Below are 451 nucleotides of genomic sequence, written 5' to 3'. Positions count from 1 at the left end.
TGCCTGCGGGGGCCACCGTCGCCGTCGAGGAGCCGGGGTACCCGCGGGCGGTCAGCGCGCTGCGGGCCGCCGGGCTGCGGGTCCTCGGCGTGCCCGTGGACGACGACGGCCTGGTCGTCGACGCCGTCCCCGCCGGCTGCGCGGCCGTCTACACCACGCCCGCGCACCAGTTCCCCACCGCGGTGCGTCTGTCCGCCGCCCGCCGGGTCGCCCTGGTCGGGCGTGCCCGCGCCGAGGACTTCCTGGTCATCGAGGACGACTACGACGGGGAGCTCCGCTACGACGTCGCCCCGCTGCCCCTGCTCGCCGCGCTCGCGCCCGCCCACGTCGTGCACCTGGGCACCGCGAGCAAGATCCTCAGCCCGACGCTGGGGGTCGGCTGGGCGGTCGCGCCGCCCGCCGTCGTCGCCGCGTGGCGGGACCTGCGCGCCCGGACCGGCACCCGGCCGTC

Annotated in this window: 1 pseudogene; it reads left to right on the top strand. The window is 79.2% G+C overall.

The features are described 5' to 3' along the window. Positions 1 to 451, top strand: a pseudogene (locus GTW08_RS10695) (PLP-dependent aminotransferase family protein); the annotation flags it as partial.

It is taken from the genome of Pseudonocardia sp. SID8383 (genome assembly GCF_009864975.1).
GTDB lineage: Bacteria > Actinomycetota > Actinomycetes > Mycobacteriales > Pseudonocardiaceae > Pseudonocardia > Pseudonocardia alni.
This window is presented reverse-complemented; position numbering and strand designations above follow the sequence as displayed.